The following is a 20190-nucleotide window of genomic DNA, read 5'->3' on the forward strand; positions in this document are numbered from 1 at the left end:
TGCGCATTCTATATGGATGCGTTTTTTTCTGCTGGGTTAATAAATAGATTTTTCAGAAAATAGTTGTAATTTTTATGCAAGTGCCTATATACTATAAGAGTAACATACCGACCGGTTAGTTAGTTGTGAGGGAGGGCACTTAACAATGAATTTTTCTTATTCATCAAAGGTTCAGGAGCTGGAAAAAAAGCTTATAAATTTTATGGAACTTTATGTTTATCCAAATGAAACATTATACGAAAAACAGTTAACTGAGCATAACGATCGCTGGAAAGTGATTCCGCCGATTATGGAAGACCTGAAGAATAAAGCAAAAGAAGCGGGATTATGGAATTTGTTTTTGCCAGAGAGTGAGTTTGGAGCAGGTCTTACTAATCTTGAGTATGCCCCGCTATGTGAAATTATGGGACGATCCATGATTGCTCCTGAAGTATTTAACTGCAATGCACCTGACACTGGGAATATGGAAGTGCTGGTTCGATATGGAACAGAAGGTCAGAAGGAAAGATGGCTAAAGCCCTTGCTCTCGGGAGAAATACGTTCCTGTTTTTCGATGACAGAGCCTGATGTAGCTTCATCTGATGCGACAAATATTGAAGCGAGCATTATAAGGGACGGTGAGGAATATGTGGTAAATGGCCGGAAATGGTGGTCCTCAGGTGCGGGCGACTCAAGATGTAAAATTGCAATCGTAATGGGAAAGACAGACACATCTGCCAGTCGCCATGAACAGCAATCGATGATTTTGGTTCCGCTTGACGCTCCAGGAGTCAAAATTGAACGAATGCTTCCGGTGTTTGGCTATGATCATGCCCCACATGGTCACGCGGAAATTACATATACCAATGTCAGAGTATCTGCAGATCAGATTATTCTAGGGGAAGGAAAAGGGTTTGCTATAGCTCAAGGAAGGCTAGGTCCTGGACGGATTCATCACTGCATGAGGCTGATTGGTGCGGCTGAACGTGCACTAGAGGAATTATGTAAGCGTGTGCAAGGTCGGGAAGCGTTTGGCAAACCGCTTTCAAGTCAGGGGGTCATACGCGAATGGATTGCTGATTCGCGTATCGAGATCGAACAAGCACGCCTCTTAACTTTAAAAGCGGCCTACATGATGGACACGGTTGGCAACAAGGTTGCTAAATCCGAAATCGCCATGATTAAAGTGGTAGCTCCTTCGATGGCATTAAAAGTGTTGGACCGGGCAATCCAGGCATTTGGTGCGGCAGGCGTATCTGACGATGTTCCACTTGCAGCGCTTTGGGCAAACGCTAGGACCCTGAGGCTTGCCGACGGGCCTGATGAAGTTCATCGCGCCCAGGTAGCGAAACTGGAATTGAAAAAGTATCAATAGCACTGATTGTAAGTTAAGCAGACTCAAAGTTTCCTGTTTTAATAAAATCATGGCTCTGTTAATGTTGCGTGTTAATAATAACGCTATTCCAGCGATGATTGGAGCAAAAGGCGGAGACTCCAACGGGAAGATAGCGGTAGTTGGAGACCCCACAGGCGCAGCCGAGGAGGCTCCAGCAGCGCCCCTTGGAACGCGTAGCCTTTTGCGGAAATCAACAGCGGCGTTTAACAGAGCCAAAATCATAAAAAGAGAGTGGGGAAAAACAAGTGAATGTTCTTGAACTTTTTGATCTAACTGGAAAAACGGCGCTGGTCACAGGCGGAGGGCGAGGTCTTGGTGAACAGATTGCAGAGAGCTTTGCAGAAGCAGGAGCAAATATTGTGTTGTGTTCGAGAAAAGTTGAGGCGTGCCAAGAGGTAGCAGATCGCTTATCCAAGCTTGGTGTAAAAACATTGGCATTAAAATGTGATATTACAAATCCAGAAGATGTTCAATATGTGGTGGATGAAACGAAAAGGGCTTTTGGAACGATAGATATTCTTGTAAATAACAGTGGTGCGACTTGGGGAGCTAAAGCGGAGGAGATGCCTCTTGCAGCTTGGCAAAAGGTAATGGATGTGAATGTAACTGGCACCTTTTTAATGAGTCAGGCTGTCGGGAAAGTGATGATTGAACAGAAATCCGGTAAAATTATTAACATCGCATCGGTGGCCGGTCTTGGAGGCACCAATCCTAGGGTCATGGATACGATTGGCTATAACACTAGCAAGGGCGCTGTTATTACATTTACAAAAGATTTAGCCGTCAAATGGGGTCAACACAATATTAATGTTAATGCAATTGCTCCAGGATTTTTCCCTACAAAGATGTCCCAAGGTATTATCGAACACGGCAAGGATTCGATACTCAGAGCTACACCGTTGAAAAGGTTTGGATCGGACGATGACTTAAAAGGAGCTGCATTATTCTTGGCATCAAGAGCGTCCGGGTATGTGACAGGAGATGTGCTGGTTGTTGATGGAGGTATCCACGCAATGTAGGTTTTAAACAAAGAGCACATTCTAGGGGTAGGAATTACTCGTCAAAACAAGCTGGGTGTCGGAAGACAAGGGAACCGGAGGACCTATGATATAATTCAATCATTATTTACTAACAGAGAAGTGAGGACTTACATTGAAGGAAAAAATTACAGAGCAAAGCATTCAGCTGTTTGAGAAAAAAGGGTTTAGTGAAACCTCGGTTCAGGATATTGTAGATTCCATTGGGGTGACAAAAGGAACGTTCTATTACTATTTTTCCAGTAAGGAAGAGTTATTAATGGACATCCATCTTAGTTATATAGATGATATGTTGATGACTCAGGAGAAAATAGTTAATGATCATTCCCGAAACTGTAAAAACAAATTATTTGAAATCATCTACATTCTGATAAGTAAAATTAAGACTCAAGGACCGAGTGCAAGGGTGTTCTTTAGAGAAATGAGAAACTTGAATGAAGAAAGACTGTCGCTGATTATTCCGAAGCGGGACCAATTCAGGGAGAATATTGAAAAGGTGCTTCAGGAAGGAAAAGAGAAAGGTGAATTAAAATCGGAGTTAAACATTCCGATCGTAACTTTTGCAATTTTAGGCGTCACAAACTGGAGTTATCAATGGTTCAACCCAGAGGGAGCAGTTACCGACCATGAAGTGGCTGAAATATTCACCAATATGATTTTGCAGGGAATTGAAAACTGAACGGGGTAAAGAGGAAACTCTTTTCCTTCCACTATAAAATAAACATACCAACTGGTTGGTATTTAAGGGGGAGAAATGATGCAATCGAATGATGTGAAAAGAATTACTGTTATTGGTTCCGGTCAGATGGGTCATCAGATTGCCATGCTGTCTGCTCTTGGCGGTTATGAAACCATTATTCAGGATGTAAGAGAGTCCGCTCTAAAAGATGCTGCATCCAAACTCGAAGACATTATGTCAAAGTGGGTGACAAAAGGGAAAATTTCCGACAGTCAAAAGGCTGCTGCTTTCGCCCGTCTTCAGTTTTATTTAGATTTAGAGGATGCAGTGAAAGATGCGGATTTAATTATTGAAGCTGTGACCGAAAAGCTGGACGTAAAAAAAGAGGTCTTTGCAAAGCTGGAGCAGTTTGCACCGCGGCATACGATTTTTGCCACCAACAGCTCTACCATTGTCAACAGTCTGCTAGCTCATGTCACAAGCCGCCCGGATAAAGTAGTGAATATGCATTTCTTTTTCCCCCCGCTTGTCATGGATTGTGTCGAAGTAGTGAGAAGTGAATATACGTCAGAAGAAACGACCCAGATTGCAATGGATGTTTGTCAGAAGATGAATCGTACGGCTATTAGACTTGAAAAAGAAATATCAGGGTTTGTCGCAAATCGTATTTTAGGAGCATTGCAAAAGGAAGCGGTATACCTATACGAGCAAGGAATTGCAGACTATAAAGATATTGATATTATTTGCCGAAAAGCTTTAGCACATCCCATCGGCCCCTTTGAACTCATGGACTTGTCTGGTCTCGATGTTGCCAAGTTTGTGATGGAGCAGCGTTATCAGGAGACAGGGAATCCCGAGGACAAACCATTTGATTGCGTTGTTGAAAAAGTGAAAAAAGGGGAACTTGGCAGAAAGACAGGAAAAGGCTGGTATGAATATAGCCCCGAAAAAGTGAAGAATAACTGACCACTCAAAATTACTTTTAAAGGAGGAGTAAGATGCCACGTCAATTGAGTAAAGATACCATCCCTGTTCGAAAGGGGGAGCACTTGAATGTTTCTGTTCTTGAAGATTTTCTTCACCACCATATGGGAAATCTTCCTGAGACCCCTTTGGAAATCTCGCAATTTTCCGCAGGTCATTCTAATCTCACTTACCTTTTAAAAAAGGGAGAGTGGGAGGCTGTCCTGAGAAAGCCGCCACTTGGACCGGTTGCTCCGAAAGCTCATGATATGGAAAGAGAATTTAATATCCTATCAGAAATTCATATGCTGTTTCCTCCAGCGCCAAAACCGCTTCTATTTTCTGCAAACGAGGATATAGTTGGAAGTCCTTTTTTTATCATGGAAAGAAAACATGGAGTGGTGCTTGATACTTCCTTTCCAGAAGAAACGGAGGTAACGGAGGCCTTGTGCCGTAATATTTCCCATACGATGGTGGATAGATTAGTAGATTTGCATGCAATCGACTATAAAAAAACTGGTCTTTCTAAAAAAAGCAATCCGGATGGTTTTATGGAAAGACAGGTTCACGGCTGGATTGGCAGGTATGAACGTGCCCGGACTGATGAGATAAAGGAAGCAGAAATGCTGAAAAAGTGGCTGGTCGAGCACATCCCCACAAGCGGTAAGCCGTCCATTATTCATTATGACTATAAACTGAACAATGCAATGTTCAGTGAAGATTTAACAACGATGGTTGGACTGTTTGATTGGGAAATGACGACGGTCGGCGATCCGCTTGCCGATTTTGGGGCAGCAATGAGCTATTGGACACAGGAGGATGATCCTGACTTGTTGAAAAATGGACTTGGTAAGCCATCGGTTACAGTCCATAAAGGGTTTCTGACTAGACAGCAGTTTATGGAGGAGTATGCCAGTAAAAGTGGACGCGATATTTCGAAGATGAATTTCTATTTAACTTTTGCTTACTTTAAACTTGCCGTTATTTGTCAGCAAATCTATTATCGCTATAAACAAGGCCAAACAGATGATGCTCGCTTTTCTCAATTTAACCATTTTGTCAAAATCCTGCTTACCCACGGCAGCACTGTGGCCCGTGACGGAAAAGTTTAAGGAGCCAAGAATGACTAAAGTGCACGTGCTTTTAAAAAAGGAAGATATTAAAACGGCCGAAATGGAGGAAGGCAATAAAATAGCGGTGGTGCTCGATGTTCTATTAGCCACCACCACCATCACCGCCGCTCTCATGGACGGAGCGAAGGAAGTCATTCCGGTGGAGAGCTTGGAAGAAGGAGTGAGAGTTGCTTCCGAATTTGATGTGGATCATTTTATCCTCGCCGGAGAACTTCATGCTAAGCCTGTGGAGGGATTTGTTTATCCACTTCCGAGCTATATCAGGAAGGTTGTAAAAGGAAAAGCACTGATTTTGTCTACCACCAATGGAACCGTTGCTCTTAGAAAGGCGAGTCTTGCAAAGAAGGTTTTCATTGCTTGTCTATTGAACAATCCATCGGTTGCAGATGCTGTTTTAAAATCTGGAAAAGACCAAACAGTACTAGTTGTATGTTCCGGTAATTCTGGAGAACTCAGCCTGGAAGACTTTTATGGTGCTGGACATTTTGTCGACTGTCTCGTTAAGGGGCGGGAAACCGATGTCGAGTTATCCGATTCTGCAAAAGCAGCATGGCATTTTTACAAAGGAGCCTCCAAGAATCCATTGAAAATTCTCGCCGCCTCCAAGGTTGGTCAGCTTTTTTACCAATTTCATTTTGAGGATGAACTGGAATTTGCCTCAAGGGTCGGTTCTATCTCCTTGGTTCCCGTGCTTAAAGATGGGAAGATTGTGCTTCATCAACCTGCAATTAACAAGTGAATTTTTTTGCAACAAGCATTACAAAAGCAGCCTAAGTAAAGGAGGAACACTTCTATGGAACAAGCAAAAATGAGCCATAAAGGAGCGAGCTTTTTATTTTCAAGGCTAGATCCAACCACACTGTTTACACCAGAGGACTTTAGCGAAGAGCATGTGATGATTGGGCGGTCTGCGAAGCAATTTATTGAAAAAGATGTGATTCCCCAGAAAGAAAGAATCGAAAACCAGGAATTTGAAGTGGTGACAGGTTTGCTCAGGAAAGCTGGGGACCTAGGACTGCTTGCACACAGTATCCCTGAAAAATATGGCGGCCTTGGTCTTGATAAAATCAGTAAGGGCATCGTAGGAGAGATGGTCGGTCCTTCAAGCGGTTATGGAGTGGCGCATGCCAACCACACATGTATTGCCACCTTGCCCATCACCTATTTTGGAACATCAGAACAAAAGGCGAAATTACTGCCAAAGATGGCTTCAGGGAAATTTATCGGAGCCTACTGTTTAACAGAGCCGAATGCTGGATCAGATGCGCTTGCTTCTCAAACGACAGCGGTTTTGAACAGCGAAGGCACACATTATGTTTTAAATGGTACGAAAATCTATATCACCAATGCCATCTTTTCCGATACGTTTATCGTTTATGCAAAGGTGGATGGAGTTCATTTTTCTACCTTCATTGTAGAAAGAAATACACCTGGCTTATCGCTTGGACCGGAAGAAAATAAAATGGGTATTAAGGGGTCCTCTACACGGTCCGTCATTTTGGAAGATTGTGCGGTACCAGTGGAAAATCTTATCGGAGAGGTGGGGAAAGGTCATGTGATTGCCTTGAATGTGCTGAATCTGGGTCGCTTTAACTTAGGCTCTGCTTGTATGGGAGCCTCCAAGTATGGATTGAAAAAGACCTTGCAATTCACAAAAGAAAGAAAGCAGTTTGGAAAAGAAATTGCCGAATTCCCTGCCACGAAAGAAAAAGTAGCGCACATGGCATCACGCATCTATGCTGCTGAGTCTGTGCAATACCGAACAGCAAGCTTGCTTGAAGAAGCACTGGGAGATTTATATGATTCGACGGATGCCAAGCTAGTTGGCAAAAGGATGAGCGAATATGCTACCGAATGCGCCATCTGTAAAGTTTTCGGATCCGAAACGCTAGATTATGTGGCAGATGAAACCCTGCAGCTTCATGGAGGGGCAGGTTTTATAAAGGAATATGGTATTGAGCAAATGTACCGGGATTCCAGAATCAACAGGATCTTTGAAGGAACAAATGAGATTAATAGATTACTAATCCCGACACATCTTTTTAGAAAAGCGGTAAAAGGGGAAGTGGATCTGGCTGCTCGTGTGGAAGAGGCCGTATTCCAACTCAGTCAATCTTCTATGCATGGAGAAGAAGTGTTCGCTTATGAGAAGGCAGCGGTTGATACGATTCGAAATTTATTTCTACTAAATGCGGGTCTTGCCTATGAAGCATTCGGTAGCAATCTCATACAGGAGCAGGAAACGCTCATGAAGCTTGCGGACCTGGCAATCGCACTCTTTGCGGCTGAATCCGTTGTGTACCGGACAGAAAAAGCCATTACTAAAAATGGTGAGGAAAAGGCAAGCTTGAAAATCAATCTAACGCACACCTTTCTAGTAAGTGCCATGTGGGAAACGGAGCGTCTCTCCAGAACCCTTATTGCAGAATTAGCAACGGGAGAAAAGAGAGGGAAACTGATTGGCCTTGCGATTCGTGAGTGCAGCCAGTATCAATTCTTTGGAAAAACGGTAGAGCGGAACCGTAGTATTGCCGATGCCTTGTACGAGAGCAGGCAATTTGTTTGCTGAGGCAGCTTGGCAGGGAATCTATGAAAGAAATATATTTGAAAGTAGGAGGGAATTTAAATGAAAGCTGTTCAACTTAAAGAATATGGCGGTCCAGAAGTCCTAAAAGTGGTAGAGCTGGACAAACCGGAACCACAGGGCCATGAGGTGCTGATTGAGGTTCATGCTGTCGGAGTTAACTATGCCGATACTGCAAGAAGACAGGGACAATATGTCGTCCCTACACCGCTTCCATTTGTACCAGGTGCTGAAGTGGCTGGTGTTGTTGTCCAAGCAGGAGAAAAAGCGAGCATAAAACCTGGTACACGAGTAGTCACCCTTATAGAATCTGGCGGGTATGCGGAGTTTGCGATAGCAGACGGACGCGGAGTTATTCCTCTTCCTGAAGGGCTGGACTTTCAAGTTGCTGTTGCCCTGCCCCTTCAAGGCTTAAGTGCCTACCATATTTTAAAAACGATGGGAAGACTTGAAAAAGGGGAAACTGTCCTTGTTCATGCGGCAGCTGGTGGCGTGGGAACCATCGCCGTTCAGCTGGCAAAACTGTTTGGAGCAGGAAAAGTAATTGCCACTGCAAGTACAGAGGAAAAGCTTGAGCTTGCCAAGGAAATGGGGGCAGATGTACTCGTAAACTACACAAAAGAAGGCTGGGAAAAGGAAGTTTTAGATGCAACCGGCGGAAAAGGGGTCAATGTGGCCTTGGAAATGGCTGGTGGTAAAGTCTTTTACAACACATTAAAATGTCTTGCAACCTTTGGACGTCTAGTTATTTATGGAGTTGCCAGCGGAGAACAAAGTAATTTCCACCCATCCTCTCTCATGGCAAGAAATCAATCCGTCATCGGCTTCTTCCTACCGCAAATTATGAGAAAGCCGGAGCTGCTCCAGCCTAGCATGAAAGAACTGTTAACCTATGTTGCAGAAGGAAAGCTTAAGCTTACCATCGGAGAAGTGCAAAAATTAGAAAACGCTGCTGAGATTCACACTCTTATGCAGTCCCGAAAAACAAAAGGGAAGCTAATTCTAGAACCGAATAGAGCGTAAAAGATAGGCCTGTCTTCCTTGCTGATACATTGCAGGAGGGAGGCTTTTTATTATATAGCTATGATTAAAGGTTGAACTTTCGTGTATATCCACTCCGATTCTGTAGATTGAAGACGTCGAAGGCAAAGCAGGACCACTGAAAACATATGATATTAAATAATATATTGCCAAAATCTTAAAAGAGATCGATGAATCTTGGTGTACCTAGCTGTTGATTGGTTTACTATCTTGGTTGGAATGAAGTGTATCAAGGGATATTAGATAAAGTTTTGGATGAAAAATGTAACAGGTAATAATCTTTTTCCTCAGGTAATTAGCTTGGGGTATTTCTTTATGCGAAAAAAATCAATATATAGGTCTAAAGATAGATTGTATTCCCTTTTTTTATAAATTAGAATAAATCGAAAACTTATTCGCTTATGGAAAATTCAAAAAAAAGGTGAAGAAATGAACGAAATAAAACTTAGAAGTATGCTGAAACGTCTCAAGAGTGAAGATCCCGATAAACGTTATGAAGCCTTAGGTATGTTGTATGAATGTAAAGAAGAAGAGGATTTAGAAATCAGAGTGGATCTTTTAAAGGAAATGGTTGAACTTGCAACCGGTGTCTTTCCTGACCCTGTTGATGATTGGGATAATCCTTCTTATTAATTAATTGACTTTGTGTGTGATTATCCGATGCCAGAAGTAGTAGCACCTTTAATAGAGTCCTTTGATCTGTTGCCTTCTGATGCAAAGGTCCGTGCGCTGGAACTATTTTTAGCAACCGAAGATGAAGAGATTTTCCATGATATTGAGGATAAATTGGTAACCTTAATCAAGGAGGAGGAGGTCCTACTTCCTGTAGAGCAACTTACCAACTATCCTGTATTTCTGCGTGGCGTAGTGGATAAGACGATTGAAAAATTAGAATCAATACATTATAAATACATGATGTATGAATTTATATATGCTATACATGAGTCAGACTTAGATTGGGAGTACAAGAAACAGACGGTGCTTCCCATTCTTCTTGCCGATTATAAAGAGTTAAGAGATGAATATCTTTCATATGATAAAGATTATCATGCTAAATTTGTTTATACATCCTGGAAAGAAAGCTATTTTACCCTTCGTTATCATATGAATTTATTAATTCAATTAATGAACTATTACTACTCGATGGAATCAGTTGTATTGCTAAAAGAAGCCCTTCATTTCCATGACCCTGTTATTCGCGAAAAAGCGTGTCATGTTTGTATTGAAAAGAACATAAAGGTGGAAGAACAAGTTCTTATGGAACTATCGGAAAATCTGGAAAGTGCAGAAGCTTTCTATTGGGATTTGAAATCGAGGAACAGGGAGCATTTATATCCTATTAAAGAGAAAAAGCAGCCTTTGATCGCCCAATCGAAATTATTCACTCACCTAGTTTATTTGAGAGATGATGAAGGGAAGTTACTAGATAAATTCCCGGAACACATTCAAGTAATGGATTCTATTGAAACGGTAAACCAATACAACCAACCAATCCGTTATTATTTAATGAGTTTCAAAGAATTAAATACGGAATATGTTGCATGGGTTGGCGGGTTTTCTTTGGAGGATGGAGATGATACGGCTCATGTATGGGAAGGGACGTATACCGACTTTGTTGAATCAAATTTGAAATCCATTGAGGACCATAAGCAAGACTTCTTTTCAAGACGTGAAGGGATGAGCCAGAAATACCATGAAGAAATTCATTATGAAAGCTCACCTAAACTATCGAAAGGGTTATGGTTTTTTTACGCTCTTCTCATCACTCATTGGGTGAGAGTCCTTCTAAACGGAATAGATGAAGAAGTATATATTTCGATTGGGTTTACCTTACTGGGTCTTTTTTTAACAGCCTATGAATGGTGGAAAGTAAACCGCAGCAAAGTATCTATTGTCGGCCATGATGTAGTGATAAACAAAGGCAAGAATACTAAGGTCATCCAAATCCAAGATATTAAAAAAGTGAAATATAATAAGAAACAAATCCAAATCTTTAATAAAGAAAATAATCTTCAACTTCAAATTCCTTTAAAGTGGGTCCGATATGATGAGTTTTCTTATGTACTAAGGGAATTAACCCATCATTTACGGGAACGTCCTTTTATTGAGGAATAAGATGAAAATCATGGCAGAATACTTGCCATCTGCATTCTCTTTATAAAATATCGTCGGAGGTGGTTATATTTCAGATATCATTTTTCAACAAGCAGAGAACTTTATTGAAAGAGTCAAAGAGTTAGGCAATGAATATTTGGGAAGAACTGCGACAGAAGAAGAGATTCTTTTATTAAAGGACAAGTTCGGTGCAAAAATCCCAGACTGGTACCTTAATCTGATTTCTGAACTCCCCCTAATTCATATGGAAATAGGATGGCAGGCACATGAACCGGAAGAAGATTATGATGGGATAGAATATGTGGAAATTTATGAACCTCAACATATGATAGATGAATCGTTTGAAGCTTATCCTGGAATCCCTATTTTAGAAAAAGGATATGTTTGTATTGGAGGAGATCCAACTGGTTCCGGTGACCCTTATTTTGTTGATTTCAATTTCAATAACCCACCCATCTTTCAAATTTTTCATGATTCAGGAGATCAGGCTGATGAGATTCTCGAGCAGGGCAAAGTAAAAGTAGCGGATTCTTTCACAGACTTCTTTATGAAGGGGATAATCTTTTAATTTTAGGATATATAATTAATATAACGATTTTGGGAGGGGAAGTTTTTTGGTACAAGCGTCAAATATTTGCGAGTCCTGCTGCAAGAGGGCTATAGAAATTAAAGTAGAATCTGACGAACCAGCTCAGCCTTATCAGCTGTGTCATTCATGCCACACCCACCTTGTAAGTCTGTCTCTAAGACCGCTGGAGTGGTATAACTTGGCTGTCATCCATTCTCCGAATAAATATTATCTTCATGACGATTTTTATGATGAGGACGGATCAGCATGTCAACCGGAGGAAGAGTTTGAAGATTCCTTTTACGAACCAGCTCCAAACTTGGACGATGTTTCTCATCATTTGGAGGAATTATTAGATTATTCGATGACTAGGTGGTTTATCGAGGAGGAATTAATAAGGGCTTTTCAATCATTCAATAAGGCTGATATCTTGGATTCTCTAAAAATACGTTTTTCTAATACAGTTAACCAGGAAATTAAAATAAGATTAATAGAGATTGCTACAGAAGTGCTAAAGATTGCAGCACAAGATTGGATTAAGGAACTGTGGGATAGCTATGAAACGGAAGAGGGCTACTTGACTGTCTTGTCGTCTGCCATGGCAAGCTGTTTACCACAACATGAAGCATTTCCTTTGGTTTTAACACAATTAGCTAAGGTGCCAGAGAAGAAGTTGCCTATATATGCCTTTTCGTGTCTCTACCGGTTCAGATCCCCATTAGTCCTGGACTGGATGGAACAACAGGTCCAAGGTTTCCACGATAGCTGGGGAAGGCTGGCAGCTGCTTCTAATCCAACATGGAGTAAGATGGTAATTTGGTTAGAAACGGGTCGTCCGTTAAGTTTGATTGCACTATGCGCAATGACTGATTGTGATGGTTCCCCAAATGACTTTGTACTTCGGGATATAAAGCCAAAAATTCTGGAAACACCAATATTAGAAGTGGATGAAGTGTTAAAGGAATACGAAACCAAAGATAATGTTCCCCGGGTGAAAAGAGATGTAAAATATATAATGGAAAACAAAGAATCTATTTTTATTTAACTGGACATCAAATCTCATCATAGTCTTTAACAAACCAAGAATTTAGCTTTTTTTATAGAGGCAATTGCTGAACAGGTGTAAAATTATGTTAAAATAAGTGAGTGTGTAATATTGCAATATTTGGAGGTTGAGGGGGCCGTTTTTATAAAATACTTACGTTTTAATCTGGTGCTTTTACCTTTATATCTATTTTTTTGCATGGCTCTTATTTTAGGAATTGTTTTGGCGGCAGAGAAGGAAACATACTTTAAAGACATGTTCCTATTTGTACTGCCCCAATATTGGGTGCTGCTTGCAATTCCAAACTTTATCTATCTCTTTTTGAAGCGAAAAGAAGAAGGAAATACTCTGGGTTTTCTTAAATTGTTCATCCTCATTCCTATTCCTTTTATCTTTATCACGGTTCTAATGAGAATCATTTATGTGTAGTTCCGTAGAGGTGTAAGGTGAGTCAAAAGAGAAACCGTATGCTACCGTCATTGCAGATAAGGAAATTCATAATATGTATTAATAAGGCAAACGTTAGGGGAAGTATAAATGCTCCTTCCTCCTTTCTTCATGCCTTACTCTCTCAAATACTCATATACCACATCATTCACCACTTCAAAAACTTCCGTCGTGGGATCTTGCTTTATGATCTCTTCCACTTCGGCCGCGAGTTTTTCGTAGTCTTCTTCGTTAAGCGGTATAAACTCCAAGTCATGCTCATATTGTAAGAAGCAATTCCTGATCATTTTTTTTAATAATATTTTTTCCACGTTTTCACCTCATTATTCCTTTATTATAAAGGATTTCTCTCTACCCTAGGAAAGATGTCGAAAATAATACGATAATTACCATTGAAACAGAACGTATATTCGCTTATTATTGGGTATATACTATTTATACGAACATACTTTCGGTTTTGAGGGGTGCTCCTCGTGGAGATGGATTACAGCAAGATGCCAAACAACAAGATATTATGCGTAGATATGAAGAGCTTTTATGCCAGCTGCTCGGCTGTCATGATGGGACTCGACCCGCTCACATGCTATTTGGCGGTGGTTGGAGATACAGAGAGACAGGGAAGTGTGGTGCTTGCCGCTTCCCCTCAGCTAAAAAAAGAATTCGGAATTAGAACAGGCTCCCGCCGATTCGAAATTCCGAACGACCCGCGCATTCATGTCGTAAATCCCCAGATGCAAACCTATCTAAGAATTTCAACAGAAATAACCCGGCTTTTTAACCGGTATGCTCCAAAGAATGCAATTCACACGTATAGCGTAGATGAGAGCTTTATCCAAGTGGATGGTGTAGAAGGCATTTGGGGGGGTGCGACCATTATTGCGCAAAAGATAAGAGAGGATATGGTGCGGGAATTTCAGCTGCCATGCGCCATTGGAATCGGACCCAATATGCTCCTGTCCAAGCTCTGTCTGGATTTAGATGCGAAAAAAAAGGGCATCGCCGAGTGGACCTACGAGGATGTCAAAACAAAACTATGGTCTGTATCACCATTACGGGAAATGTGGGGAATCGGTTCAAGAGTGGAAAAGACACTCAATCGAATGGGAATCTTCAATGTCGGACAGCTTGCAAAATATCCGCTTGAGCTTCTTGAGAAAAAGTTCGGTGTGATGGGCAATCAGCTCTATCACCATGCTTGGGGCATCGATCTATCTGAGCTTGGCGCGCCGATTATTCAGGGGCAGGTCAGCTTCGGTAAGAGCCAGATTCTCATGCGGGATTATACCGACCCAAAAGAGGTTCAGCATGTGCTTTTGGAGATTTGTGAAGAGGTGGCAAGACGAACCCGGCATCACCGGAAAGCAGGACGAACGATAAGCCTTGGAATTGGCTACAGCCGAGATGAATTGGGTGGAGGCTTTTATCGTTCAAGAACGATGGAACGACCGACTAATATTACAATGGATTTGTATCATACCTGCTTGGAATTGTTTGCAGAAAACTACGAGAAGAAAACGGTACGAAAAATAGCTGTGTCTCTTTCCAATATTGTAGACGATAGCGAGATGCAGCTTAGCTTATTTGAACTCGAACGGCCAAAGAAAAGGCAGCTTGGCTATGTGATGGATCGAATACGCGGAAAGCATGGATCAAATGCGCTGCTGCGGGCCGTATCCTATACCAATGCAGGAACAGCCAAGCATCGAAGCAGACTGGTTGGCGGACATAAAGCATAAAGGAGGTGCAGCAATGGCGATACGGGACCGAGGAACCATCAAATGGACATCCATGATGCTGCCAGAGCATGTAAAAATGCTACGGGATTGGACAAAGGAAGACCTATACGAAACAAAGCCTGAGTTGGACGAACAGCAGCTCGAAGAAATGAATGAACAGTTTTGCGAGGCCATGGAAACGGGTAAGGAAGTAACCATCACCTACTACGAGAAAAGAAGATACCATCTTTTTGTAGGGGAAGTTCATCATTTGGATGCTTATCAACGACGTCTGCATGTGGTGGATAAGTTTGGAGAGGCGAGTTATCTGGATGTAGATGATATCCTGGATATTTCATAAAGCTGTTTTCGTAGACGAAAACAGCTTTATGAAAAAACCATCCTTCCACATAGGGAAAGGATGGTAAGCAGAGAAATTTTAATTCAAATTGACCTCTTTTGTTATTTTTTTTCGAAGTAACCTAGCTCAAGAATAGCTGCAAAGACTTCTTCGCCTTCATCAGAAGTAACTTCTACCTCTTGACCTGGTTGAAGTGCAAGCGCCAGCACACCAAGAAGGCTTTTCGCGTCCACTACCCAATGTCCTTTTTTGAATAATACAGTTCCAGGGTAAGAACTGGTTGTATTAACTAGGCTGCTCGCAGATTCTGCAAAAATTGGTTTTAATACTTTAAGTTCCATAAGATCGACTCCTTTATCTAGTTATACTTTTAGTATAGAGAAAAATTTGGAAACAACAAGTGGAAATTAACAATAAAAAAGAGAGGAACAGCAAATGAAGATAGAAGTAATGGAAAAAACACCTCAAAAAATATTAACACCTGCAAGTGGCTTTCTAGAAGGATACACCCATTCGCTGAATCCCTATATTGGTTGCGCCTTTGGATGTTCTTATTGTTATGTAAGGCAGAGCCCTGTTGGCTTGTTCCGAAAACAAGAATGGGGAACATGGGTGGATATAAAAAGGGGAGTAAAAGAGAAGCTGGAGAAAGAGCTGCTTTTGTTGAGAAAAAAAGGGAAGCCGATAACGATTTTTATGTCATCTAGTACAGATCCGTACCAGCCTGTGGAACATAAGGAACAGGTAACTCGAGCAGTGTTGGAAGTAATGGCCGACGTCAAACCGGATTTTCTTTTTGTGCAAACAAGAAGTCCCTTAGTGACAAGAGATATTGATCTGCTTGCAAGGCTGGGAGATAAGGTGATGGTAAGCATGACGATAGAAACAGATCTGGATGAGGTGCGAAAGCGTTTTTCCCCAGCAGCACCTCCCATTCCCGCAAGGCTAAAAGCAGTAGGACAGTTGCGAGAACAGGGCATTCCAGTACAGGTGGCCATCGCACCAGCACTGCCTTTTTCCGATGCATTCCCGAGCAAGCTTGCCCAGCTGGTGGACCGGATATGCGTGGATGATTTTACAGGAGACGGAAGCGGAGGCAAAAGAACAAATCGCTTAAAAATAGGAGAGCGCTATGAAGGGCCTGAGAAAGAACAATGGTATGCAGGAAATGTACAAGAGCGAGTATGGATGAAATTAAGAGAAGTATTTCCTGAAGATCAGCTAATATTAAGCCCAGAAGGATTCATGCCACCAAATAAAGAGCATTGAGTGTTCTCCTAGAGAACACTCAATGCTCTTTATCGGTTTTCAACTTCCAGGATACCAACTCTAAAACTTCGCAAAGCAAGAAAAGGAAAATTACTAGGTGGTGTAGAAAATACAATAAAGAAAGGGGGAAGGCTAACCGGAACAATGATTTTCCATATGTAGGATATCTGTGTTCAGGTCCAATGAGTTGCTCTTTATAGAGAAACACTTAAGGGGACATTTCTGATAGTAAGATTGCAGAATTAGGGGGAAAGAGTTTGTTGAATTTTTATAGTAAGTTATCGTCAGAAGTATATGATATCGACAAGCCGATCGGTCATTCTTTTGGAGATGTGGAGTACTACATAGAAAGACTCGCTGGATGTGATGGCCTTATTTTGGAACCGGCAACAGGTACAGGCCGTATACTTATTCCGCTTTTGCAAAAAGGGTTCGATGTAGTAGGGTTTGATATTTCAGAGGATATGCTGGAGCTATGCCGTGCCAACTGCGAAAAAAGAAATCTGCAGCCGAATATCTTTCTAGGAGAAATGGAGAATTTCTCTATCGATCAGAAATTTGAGGCAATTATCGTCCCAACTGGAACATTCCTTTTACTGTATAACAGAGAGAAATCCATCCAGGCACTTAAAAATTTTTACCACCATCTTGAGGATGGAGGTCGTTTGATAGTAGATATTTTTCTGGAATCAGGATTCAAGGTTGGAGAAGTTTCTACAAGAACGTGGACCTGTGAGAACGGAGATACCATCACTTTACAAAGTAGCAATGTCGAAATCGATCATGTTAATCAGCACACCAGATCTCATGGACGATATGAAAAATGGCGTAATGGTGCACTCATTCAGACTGAATTAGAACCATTTACATTACGATGGTATGGTGTGGAGGAGTTTAAAATGGTGTTAGAGCAGACTGGATTTGAAGATATAGTAATTTCAGCCGATTATAAATTTGGTGAGTATCCAACAACGGCAAATCAGGTTATTACATTTGAAGCGGTTGCTGCTAAAAGCAAGAAAGATAGATAAAGAGGGTATAAGGAGTTTGGAAAAAACCCATTAAAATATATGGGTTTGGCTAGCACTGTGGATCTCCCGCTGGAGTAGCACAATTATTAACACTATCTATAACATAGCCTTTATGAAAATGATTTCTAAGCCCTTATAACTAATATTTTTAGGCGAAAAGGGGGAAGGTTTGCCCTTTTACTAAACAAATAGGTGGAAATACAGCTATTTAAGTACCAAACTGGGGACAGTATGAATTATTAATGGAGATTTTAGGTGTTCATCTAACACCATCTGGAGTTTATCTAACAACTTTCGTGATTCATCTAACACCAACTGGATTTTATCCGATTTTTATGGAATTAATACACAATCCTTAAGTAAGAGCTTCAAAAAAGAACCATCCTTTCTCTGTGCTGAGGAAGGATGGTAGGGTGGATAGACTAGTGAGATTAGTATCGTGCATCGTGCGTACACTTCGATTTTCGCAAAAAGCGCAGCGACACGCCGGGCGGGGGTGGATCCTGTTCTTCAGAGGGGTTCCAGCCTGCCACTTACACTAAGTCGGAGTCTACGCCTCCGCCTTTTGCTCCAATATCAGCGGGAAAAGCATCATTATCCTTTAGCAGAGCCTTTACACTAAAACCTTACAAGGTGGCTGCTAAAGGATATAACGAGGCTACACAACCCTAATCGTTCAGTACTTGTGTAGCGCGAACACAGGATTCAAAATTTCCTTTATGTGATGCATCGCAAAAAGGCAGCTTTTGGGAAAGCCCGCAGCGGCATAAAGAAAACGCCTGCTTGGTTTCAAATTTGTTGCCATCTACATCAATTAGTTCTACATCTCCTGTAACGCGAAAAGCACCATTATCCATAACCTTAATTTGAACTTTTGACATTGGTAAATCCCTCCTTCACATTCATCTATTAGTATCGTATCTATTAATACCCAACTTTACAACTACTTTCGACTTCAGAAGCTGTCCTGATGTCATCTAGTTATATAATAAAAGAAAATATGATACAATCAGGCTAACTATTATACAGGTGGAGGCGTGAAGCGTGAAAGTAACGTTTACAGAGAGAGCGGCACAAAGAGTACAAGCAAAGCTTCAAAACCAAGAAGGAAAATGGTTGAAGCTAAAATATGATACAGAAGGTTGCGGATGTGTGGTGAGCGGCGTATCTGCATTATGGATTACACCGGACAAAGAGCAGGATGATGTGACACTCGAAACGAATGTCGGACCATTGCTGATGGAAAAATCCAAGCTGCTTTTTTTTGATGAAGACATGACGGTGGATTTCGTAGAGAGTGCAAATACCTACATGTTGAAATGTCCAAGCCAAATTTTAAACCCTCGTATGTCCTTGCTAGTGGTGGAGGGAACAAAATGAGTAGCAACAAGATAAATATTTTAAGAAATATGGCACAATCCAAAACCTGGGCGTCGTTTCTAAACAATAACCATCCATACAGCCTACTTCACTGGTCCATCGGTGGTATCAATCATGAGGATAAGGATGTTTGGCTACTGCAGGATGAAGTTACCTTTGAAGTACAGGAGTTTGAAGATCTGGATACCGCAGTCATATGGATTACGGAAAACATGAATGAAATTACAGATGTGCTAGGTTAATGAGGGTCTTTTACAGTTAAGTCGGAGAATTTATTCTTCGGCTTTTTTGTTTGGTTTTAGAGGAAGTCAGATGGGGGACGAGAGGTATCCCAATTACCCAACAGCCAACAAAAAACGTACTCAATCGCGTCGAATAAAATCATCCCGTCGTGAAAAAGCATCTCTTTAGAATTAAGCAAAACCAATTATTTACATTATCTTCAAACTTGTCTATAATGAATTAGTATAATTTTCTGAAAAGGAGCTAAGGGATGAACAAAATAATAGAAGTGACGGATTTATGCCGAACCTATAAAATGAAAGGTTCCACAAAAATAGCGTTGGAGCGGGTTTCTTTTGACGTATATGAAGGGGAGGTCTTCGGTCTACTTGGACCAAATGGGGCAGGGAAGACTACAACCATCAAAATCCTTACGACTTTGCTGTTGCCGACATCAGGCAAAGCAGCAGTGCTCGGTTATGATGTGGTGAAAGAAAGCGCAAAGATAAGAGACAAAATTAATTTTGTATATGGAGGGGAACGTGGGGTCTACGGAAGGCTGACCGCATGCGAATATATGCATTATTTTTGCACACTTTATAAAATCCCAAATAAAAACCAAAAAGACCTGATCCAACAGCTTCTCTCATTAGTCGGCTTGAAGGATGCAAAAAACCAAAAAATACATACATATTCGAAAGGGATGGTGCAGCGACTGCATATTGCAAGATGTCTGATTAATGAACCGAAAATTATCTTTCTAGACGAACCAACAATTGGTTTGGATCCCATTGGGGCGAGGTTGCTTCGCGACATTGTCAAGGAATTAGCGCAAAAGGGAATAACAGTCATCCTCACAACTCATTACATGCAAGAAGCGGACGAGCTCTGCGATCGGATCGCCTTTATCAAGAATGGAGCAATTAGTTTAATCGGTGAACCGGCCGACATTAAAGAAAGTTGCAGTCACCTAAAGTTATTTGAAGCAACGATGCAAGTCTATGACATTAGCAAATTGGAGCAAGAAGAATTCCTTCAGCAAGTTAATGTGCAGGAAATTAAGGCGCCTTACTATTCTGTAAGCTTCCAAGTTGAAGAAGATGCAGCAAATCAGGAGAAGCTTACAACCTATCTAAATGGCTACGGCGAGGTAATTAAAATTGAAAAGAGAGATATTTCTCTTGAAGAAGCCTATGTTCATCACATGAAGGATGTAGGGTGAGTG

23 protein-coding genes are annotated in these 20190 nt (G+C 41.3%); 20 read left to right on the forward strand and 3 right to left on the reverse strand.

Translation table 11 applies throughout. The features are described 5' to 3' along the window. Positions 1-145 precede the first annotated feature (145 nt). The 13 genes from K9B36_RS11825 (at position 146) to K9B36_RS11885 (ending at position 12969) form a co-directional block, all read left to right on the forward strand. Positions 146-1354, forward strand: a complete 1209-nt coding sequence (locus K9B36_RS11825) for an acyl-CoA dehydrogenase family protein (protein WP_223702292.1) — start codon at positions 146-148, stop codon at positions 1352-1354. Positions 1355-1620: 266 nt separating this feature from the next. Continuing rightward, positions 1621-2394 (forward strand): SDR family oxidoreductase, encoded by a 774-nt coding sequence (locus tag K9B36_RS11830; RefSeq protein WP_223702294.1) that lies wholly within the window; start codon positions 1621-1623, stop codon positions 2392-2394. Between the two features lie 133 nt (positions 2395-2527). Next, a complete protein-coding gene (locus K9B36_RS11835) occupies positions 2528-3091 on the forward strand; it encodes a TetR/AcrR family transcriptional regulator (RefSeq protein ID WP_223702296.1) in 564 nt (187 codons plus the stop codon). Between the two features lie 78 nt (positions 3092-3169). Further along, a complete protein-coding gene (locus K9B36_RS11840; RefSeq protein WP_223702298.1) occupies positions 3170-4057 on the forward strand; it encodes a 3-hydroxyacyl-CoA dehydrogenase family protein in 888 nt (295 codons plus the stop codon). A gap of 32 nt (positions 4058-4089) precedes the next feature. After that, on the forward strand, positions 4090-5166 hold the full coding sequence (locus tag K9B36_RS11845; RefSeq protein WP_223702300.1) for a phosphotransferase family protein: 1077 nt from the start codon (positions 4090-4092) through the stop codon (positions 5164-5166). 10 nt (positions 5167-5176) lie between these two features. Then, positions 5177-5926 (forward strand): 2-phosphosulfolactate phosphatase, encoded by a 750-nt coding sequence (locus tag K9B36_RS11850; RefSeq protein WP_223702302.1) that lies wholly within the window; start codon positions 5177-5179, stop codon positions 5924-5926. 54 nt (positions 5927-5980) lie between these two features. Further along, positions 5981-7756: an acyl-CoA dehydrogenase family protein gene (locus K9B36_RS11855; RefSeq protein ID WP_223702305.1), complete on the forward strand. Its 1776-nt coding sequence runs from the start codon at positions 5981-5983 to the stop codon at positions 7754-7756. 57 nt (positions 7757-7813) lie between these two features. Then, positions 7814-8794 carry a quinone oxidoreductase family protein gene (locus tag K9B36_RS11860; RefSeq protein WP_223702307.1) on the forward strand — a complete coding sequence of 327 codons (981 nt, stop codon included), beginning with the start codon at positions 7814-7816 and terminating at the stop codon, positions 8792-8794. 447 nt (positions 8795-9241) lie between these two features. Then, a complete protein-coding gene (locus tag K9B36_RS11865) occupies positions 9242-9445 on the forward strand; it encodes a hypothetical protein (protein WP_223702309.1) in 204 nt (67 codons plus the stop codon). Between the two features lie 27 nt (positions 9446-9472). Next, positions 9473-10927 (forward strand): hypothetical protein, encoded by a 1455-nt coding sequence (locus K9B36_RS11870; RefSeq protein ID WP_223702311.1) that lies wholly within the window; start codon positions 9473-9475, stop codon positions 10925-10927. 136 nt (positions 10928-11063) lie between these two features. Next, positions 11064-11495 carry an SMI1/KNR4 family protein gene (locus tag K9B36_RS11875; protein ID WP_223702312.1) on the forward strand — a complete coding sequence of 144 codons (432 nt, stop codon included), beginning with the start codon at positions 11064-11066 and terminating at the stop codon, positions 11493-11495. Positions 11496-11541: 46 nt separating this feature from the next. Continuing rightward, positions 11542-12540: a hypothetical protein gene (locus K9B36_RS11880; protein ID WP_223702313.1), complete on the forward strand. Its 999-nt coding sequence runs from the start codon at positions 11542-11544 to the stop codon at positions 12538-12540. Positions 12541-12651: 111 nt separating this feature from the next. Continuing rightward, complete coding sequence (locus K9B36_RS11885) at positions 12652-12969, forward strand: hypothetical protein (RefSeq protein ID WP_223702314.1); 318 nt, start codon at positions 12652-12654, stop codon at positions 12967-12969. A 134-nt stretch (positions 12970-13103) separates the two neighbouring features. On the opposite strand, the gene K9B36_RS11890 is transcribed toward K9B36_RS11885, so the two are convergent. Further along, positions 13104-13298: a YqzH family protein gene (locus K9B36_RS11890; protein WP_223702315.1), complete on the reverse strand. Its 195-nt coding sequence runs from the start codon at positions 13296-13298 to the stop codon at positions 13104-13106. Positions 13299-13466: 168 nt separating this feature from the next. Between K9B36_RS11890 and K9B36_RS11895 the strand changes: the two genes are divergently transcribed. Next, positions 13467-14723, forward strand: coding sequence for a Y-family DNA polymerase (locus tag K9B36_RS11895; protein ID WP_223702316.1), 1257 nt, complete (start codon positions 13467-13469; stop codon positions 14721-14723). Between the two features lie 13 nt (positions 14724-14736). Continuing rightward, positions 14737-15063 (forward strand): YolD-like family protein, encoded by a 327-nt coding sequence (locus K9B36_RS11900; protein ID WP_223702317.1) that lies wholly within the window; start codon positions 14737-14739, stop codon positions 15061-15063. A 101-nt stretch (positions 15064-15164) separates the two neighbouring features. Here the strand turns inward: K9B36_RS11900 and K9B36_RS11905 are convergent, their stop codons facing one another. Beyond that, the gene (locus K9B36_RS11905; protein WP_223702318.1) at positions 15165-15404 is read right to left on the reverse strand and encodes an HPr family phosphocarrier protein; all 240 of its coding nucleotides are present in this window, start codon (positions 15402-15404) and stop codon (positions 15165-15167) included. 94 nt (positions 15405-15498) lie between these two features. Between K9B36_RS11905 and K9B36_RS11910 the strand changes: the two genes are divergently transcribed. Both K9B36_RS11910 and K9B36_RS11915 read left to right on the forward strand, forming a co-directional pair. Beyond that, entirely contained in the window at positions 15499-16332 is an 834-nt protein-coding gene (locus K9B36_RS11910; protein WP_223702319.1) for an SPL family radical SAM protein, read from the forward strand. A gap of 257 nt (positions 16333-16589) precedes the next feature. Then, on the forward strand, positions 16590-17363 hold the full coding sequence (locus tag K9B36_RS11915; protein WP_223702321.1) for a class I SAM-dependent methyltransferase: 774 nt from the start codon (positions 16590-16592) through the stop codon (positions 17361-17363). A gap of 668 nt (positions 17364-18031) precedes the next feature. Here the strand turns inward: K9B36_RS11915 and K9B36_RS11920 are convergent. Beyond that, a complete protein-coding gene (locus K9B36_RS11920; RefSeq protein ID WP_223702323.1) occupies positions 18032-18244 on the reverse strand; it encodes a CDGSH iron-sulfur domain-containing protein in 213 nt (70 codons plus the stop codon). 163 nt (positions 18245-18407) lie between these two features. On the opposite strand from K9B36_RS11920, the gene K9B36_RS11925 reads away from it, so the two are divergent. The 3 genes from K9B36_RS11925 (at position 18408) to K9B36_RS11935 (ending at position 20187) form a co-directional block, all read left to right on the forward strand. After that, positions 18408-18743, forward strand: a complete 336-nt coding sequence (locus K9B36_RS11925; RefSeq protein ID WP_223702324.1) for an iron-sulfur cluster biosynthesis family protein — start codon at positions 18408-18410, stop codon at positions 18741-18743. Beyond that, positions 18740-18985, forward strand: a complete 246-nt coding sequence (locus K9B36_RS11930; protein WP_223702325.1) for a DUF2552 family protein — start codon at positions 18740-18742, stop codon at positions 18983-18985. The genes K9B36_RS11925 and K9B36_RS11930 overlap by 4 nt, the downstream gene beginning before the upstream one ends. Before the next feature lie 251 nt (positions 18986-19236). After that, entirely contained in the window at positions 19237-20187 is a 951-nt protein-coding gene (locus tag K9B36_RS11935; RefSeq protein ID WP_223702326.1) for an ABC transporter ATP-binding protein, read from the forward strand. The last annotated feature ends 3 nt before the right edge of the window (positions 20188-20190 follow it).

It is taken from the genome of Sutcliffiella deserti (genome assembly GCF_020037475.1).
Taxonomy (GTDB): domain Bacteria; phylum Bacillota; class Bacilli; order Bacillales; family Bacillaceae_I; genus Sutcliffiella_A; species Sutcliffiella_A deserti.

Bases quoted from the DNA above. Each gene is read 5' to 3' on its own strand.
- K9B36_RS11855 (WP_223702305.1), top strand. From the start codon at position 5,981: ATGGAACAAGCAAAAATGAGCCATAAAGGAGCGAGCTTTTTATTTTCA.
- K9B36_RS11910 (WP_223702319.1), top strand. From the start codon at position 15,499: ATGAAGATAGAAGTAATGGAAAAAACACCTCAAAAAATATTAACACCT.
- K9B36_RS11825 (WP_223702292.1), top strand. From the start codon at position 146: ATGAATTTTTCTTATTCATCAAAGGTTCAGGAGCTGGAAAAAAAGCTT.
- K9B36_RS11900 (WP_223702317.1), top strand. From the start codon at position 14,737: ATGGCGATACGGGACCGAGGAACCATCAAATGGACATCCATGATGCTG.
- K9B36_RS11895 (WP_223702316.1), top strand. From the start codon at position 13,467: ATGGATTACAGCAAGATGCCAAACAACAAGATATTATGCGTAGATATG.
- K9B36_RS11920 (WP_223702323.1), bottom strand. From the start codon at position 18,244: ATGTCAAAAGTTCAAATTAAGGTTATGGATAATGGTGCTTTTCGCGTT.
- K9B36_RS11850 (WP_223702302.1), top strand. From the start codon at position 5,177: ATGACTAAAGTGCACGTGCTTTTAAAAAAGGAAGATATTAAAACGGCC.
- K9B36_RS11840 (WP_223702298.1), top strand. From the start codon at position 3,170: ATGCAATCGAATGATGTGAAAAGAATTACTGTTATTGGTTCCGGTCAG.
- K9B36_RS11905 (WP_223702318.1), bottom strand. From the start codon at position 15,404: ATGGAACTTAAAGTATTAAAACCAATTTTTGCAGAATCTGCGAGCAGC.
- K9B36_RS11860 (WP_223702307.1), top strand. From the start codon at position 7,814: ATGAAAGCTGTTCAACTTAAAGAATATGGCGGTCCAGAAGTCCTAAAA.
- K9B36_RS11935 (WP_223702326.1), top strand. From the start codon at position 19,237: ATGAACAAAATAATAGAAGTGACGGATTTATGCCGAACCTATAAAATG.
- K9B36_RS11870 (WP_223702311.1), top strand. From the start codon at position 9,473: ATGCCAGAAGTAGTAGCACCTTTAATAGAGTCCTTTGATCTGTTGCCT.
- K9B36_RS11930 (WP_223702325.1), top strand. From the start codon at position 18,740: ATGAGTAGCAACAAGATAAATATTTTAAGAAATATGGCACAATCCAAA.
- K9B36_RS11845 (WP_223702300.1), top strand. From the start codon at position 4,090: ATGCCACGTCAATTGAGTAAAGATACCATCCCTGTTCGAAAGGGGGAG.
- K9B36_RS11865 (WP_223702309.1), top strand. From the start codon at position 9,242: ATGAACGAAATAAAACTTAGAAGTATGCTGAAACGTCTCAAGAGTGAA.